General features: G+C 66.4%; 4 protein-coding genes. 2 read left to right on the top strand and 2 right to left on the bottom strand.

The genetic code is table 11. From position 1 onward, the window contains the following. Positions 1-64 precede the first annotated feature (64 nt). Together PMI15_RS19370 and uraH are read right to left on the bottom strand one after the other, a co-directional pair. Entirely contained in the window at positions 65-1,072 is a 1,008-nt protein-coding gene (locus PMI15_RS19370; RefSeq protein ID WP_007873276.1) for a tripartite tricarboxylate transporter substrate binding protein, read from the bottom strand. A 105-nt stretch (positions 1,073-1,177) separates the two neighbouring features. Then, a complete protein-coding gene (uraH, locus tag PMI15_RS19365; RefSeq protein WP_007873275.1) occupies positions 1,178-1,531 on the bottom strand; it encodes a hydroxyisourate hydrolase in 354 nt (117 codons plus the stop codon). Between the two features lie 70 nt (positions 1,532-1,601). Here uraH and PMI15_RS19360 point away from each other — a divergent pair, with 70 nt between their 5' ends. Together PMI15_RS19360 and puuE are read left to right on the top strand one after the other, a co-directional pair. Further along, positions 1,602-2,261 (top strand): GntR family transcriptional regulator, encoded by a 660-nt coding sequence (locus PMI15_RS19360; RefSeq protein WP_007873274.1) that lies wholly within the window; start codon positions 1,602-1,604, stop codon positions 2,259-2,261. Beyond that, positions 2,258-3,168, top strand: a 911-nt coding sequence (puuE, locus tag PMI15_RS19355; RefSeq protein WP_007873273.1) for an allantoinase PuuE, incomplete at its 3' end; no start/stop codon positions are given. The genes PMI15_RS19360 and puuE, both read left to right, overlap by 4 nt.

Genomic DNA, 3,168 nt, shown 5'->3' with positions numbered 1-3,168 from the left:
GGCCGCAGGCGGGCGGCCCCCTCGGGGGGCAGGGAGCTACACGCAGTGAGCGACCGTGGGGGCTCTATTCAATCTGGAGATTTTGCGTCTTCACGACGTTGCGCCAGGCGCGGTAGTCGGCTTCGATGAAGTGGCCCAGCAGCGCGGGGGAGCCGGGTGCGGCTTCGACGGCGTCGGCCTTGAAGCGGGTGACCACCTCGGGCATGGCCACCACCTTGTTGATGGCGGCATTGAGGGTGTTGACGATGGCCGGCGGGGTGCCGGTGGGCGCCATGAGGGCAAAGTAGTTGACCACGTCGATGCCGGGCAAACCGGCTTCGGCCATGCTGGGCACGTCGGGCAGGGCGCTGGAGCGTTTGGCGCTGGTGACGGCCAGTGGCTTGACGCTGCCGTTCTTGATGAAGGGCAGCAGCGCCGGGATGGTGCCGGTGACGAGGTGGATCTGCCCGCCAATCATGTCCATGGTGGCGGGAGCCACGCCGCGATAAGGAATGTGGGTGATGAAGGTGCCGGTGCGGGCTTTCAACAGCTCCAGCACCAGGTGGTTGACGCCGCCCGCGCCGGCCGAGCCGTAGTTGAGCGCGCCCGGCTTTTGCCTGGCCAGGCTCACCAGTTCCTTCATGGTGCTGGCCGGCAGCTTGGTGTTGGCGGCCCAGACCAGCGGGCCGCTGGCGATCATGCCGACCGGCGTGAAGTGGCGCAGCGGGTCGTAGTTGGCGCTGGGCAGCGAGGCCGCCACCGTGGTGAAAGGCGAGGCCACCAGCAGCAGCGTGTAGCCGTCGGCCGGGGACTGCGCCACAAACTGCGTGCCAATCGCGCCCGAGGCGCCGGCACGGTTGTCGACCACAAAGGTGGCATTCAGGACTTCACCGAGTTTTTGCGCGACCAGCCGCGCCATCGCATCGGTGCCGGCGCCGGGCGCAAAGGGCACCACGATCTTGACCGGGCGATCCGGGTAGGCGCCGGAAGGGCCTTGCGCCATGGCGGCGGGAAGCGCCAGGCTGGCGGCGGTGCCTGCGGACAGCAGCAGGGCTTGGCGGCGGCTCAGGGCGCCCAGTGGCTTGACATTCATGGGGAAAGGGGAGGAAGTGATCAAAACCAGTGATTGTCGCCGGGCCCCATGACGCGGGGATGACACGGCGGCGACCGTGTTTTCCCTTAAGAACCGCGGGCCGGCTCAGCTGCCGCGGTAGGTCGAATAACTCCAGGGACTGACCAGCAGGGGCACGTGGTAGTGGCAGCCGGTGTCGGCCACGCCAAAGTCCAGGCTGACCTGGTCCAGGAAGGCCGGCTCGGGCAAGGCCACGCCGCGCGCCTTGAAATAGGCCGCGACCTCGAACACCAGGCGGTAAGTGCCCGCTTTCAGGCTGGCGCTGTCATAAAGCGGCCCGTCCGGGTTGCGGCCATCGGCGTTCAGGCTGAAGGCTTTCACCAGCGTGGCCTGCCCGTCCTGAGTGGTGAACAGCGACACTTTCATGCCGCCCGCCGGCACGCCGTGCATGGTGTCCAGTACATGTGTGCTCAAGCCCATGGCAGTCCCTTTGTGATTTCGGTTTACCAAAAGTGTATACAGTTTTTGGATTTGCGGCTATCATGGCCCGATGGAATCATCCACCACCCACGCCATCGTCGAGGCGCTGACCAAGGCCATTGTGGAGCACAGGCTGCACCCAGGCACCAAGCTGGCGGAGCAAAAGCTCGCCGACCATTTCGGCGTTTCGCGCACGCTGGTGCGGCAGGCGCTTTTCCAGCTGTCGCAAAACCGGCTGATACGCCTGGAGCCGGCGCGCGGCGCCTTTGTGGCCGCGCCCTCGGCGATGGAAGCGCGCCAGGTGTTCGCGGTGCGCCGCATGCTGGAAGCCGAAATGACGCGCGCTTTTGTGCGCGAGGTCACGCCCGCCAAGATCAAGGCGCTCAAGGAGCATGTGGCGCGCGAGAAGTCCGCGCTCGACGACGTGCCCGGCCGTACCGAGCTGCTGGGCGACTTCCATGTGCGCATGGCCGAACTCATGGGCAACGAGGTGCTGGCGCAGATGCTGGGCGAGCTGATCTCGCGCTGCGCGCTGATCACCCTGATGTACCAGACAGCCACCGCCGCCGAGCACTCCAACGACGAGCACGCCGAAATCGTCAAGGCCCTGGCCGCCAGGGACGAGGCGCTGGCCGTGCGCCTCATGACCGAACACCTGCTGCACGTCGAGGAAAACCTGGCTTTCGACCGCAAGGTACCGACCAACGATATTTCGATGGCGCTGTCATGAGTACAAACTACCCCAGAGACTTGATCGGCTACGGCCGCAACCCGCCGCACGCGCAGTGGCCCGGCCAGGCCCGCATCGCCGTGCAGTTCGTGCTCAATTACGAAGAAGGCGGCGAGAACTCTGTGCTGCACGGCGACGCCGGCTCCGAGCAGTTTTTGTCCGAGATGGCCAACCCGCCCAGCTTTGCCGACCGCCACCTGAGCATGGAAGGCATTTATGAATACGGCTCGCGCGTGGGCGTATGGCGCATCCTGCGCGAGTTTGAAAAGCGCGGCTTGCCGCTGACCGTCTTCGGCGTCGGCATGGCGCTGCAGCGCCACCCCGAGGTCGCCGCGGCCTTCACCGAACTCGGCCACGAAATCGCCTGCCACGGCTGGCGCTGGATCAACTACCAGCAGATCGACGAAGCCACCGAACGCGAGCACATGCGCCTGGGCCTGGACGCGATTGAAAAACTCACCGGCACGCGCCCGCTGGGCTGGTACACCGGCCGCGACAGCCCCAACACGCGCCGGCTGGTGGCCGACGACGGCCGGCTCGAATACGACAGCGACTACTACGGCGACGAGCTGCCCTTCTGGACCGAGGTCACGCGCAGCGACGGCGCCGTCGTGCCGCGGCTGGTCGTGCCCTACACGCTGGACACCAACGACATGCGTTTTGCCCTGCCCCAGGGTTTTGCGCAGGCCGAGGATTTTTTCATCTACCTGCGCGACAGCTTTGACGCGCTGTATGCCGAAGGCGACGCGTCGCCCAGGATGCTCAGCATAGGCATGCACTGCCGCCTGCTGGGCCGGCCCGGCCGCATCGTGGCGCTGCAGCGTTTCCTGGACCACGTGCAAAAGCACGACCGCGTCTGGGTCTGCCGCCGCATCGACATCGCCCGCCACTGGCAGGGCACCCCCCC

Source organism: Polaromonas sp. CF318 (genome assembly GCF_000282655.1).
Taxonomy (GTDB): Bacteria; Pseudomonadota; Gammaproteobacteria; order Burkholderiales; family Burkholderiaceae_C; genus Polaromonas.
The sequence above is the reverse complement of the archived record's forward strand: the minus strand, read 5'-3'. Positions and strand labels throughout refer to the sequence as shown.

Coding starts and splice junctions, on each gene's coding strand:
- PMI15_RS19370 (WP_007873276.1), bottom strand. CDS start 1,072: ATGAATGTCAAGCCACTGGGCGCCCTGAGCCGCCGCCAAGCCCTGCTG.
- uraH (WP_007873275.1), bottom strand. CDS start 1,531: ATGGGCTTGAGCACACATGTACTGGACACCATGCACGGCGTGCCGGCG.
- PMI15_RS19360 (WP_007873274.1), top strand. CDS start 1,602: ATGGAATCATCCACCACCCACGCCATCGTCGAGGCGCTGACCAAGGCC.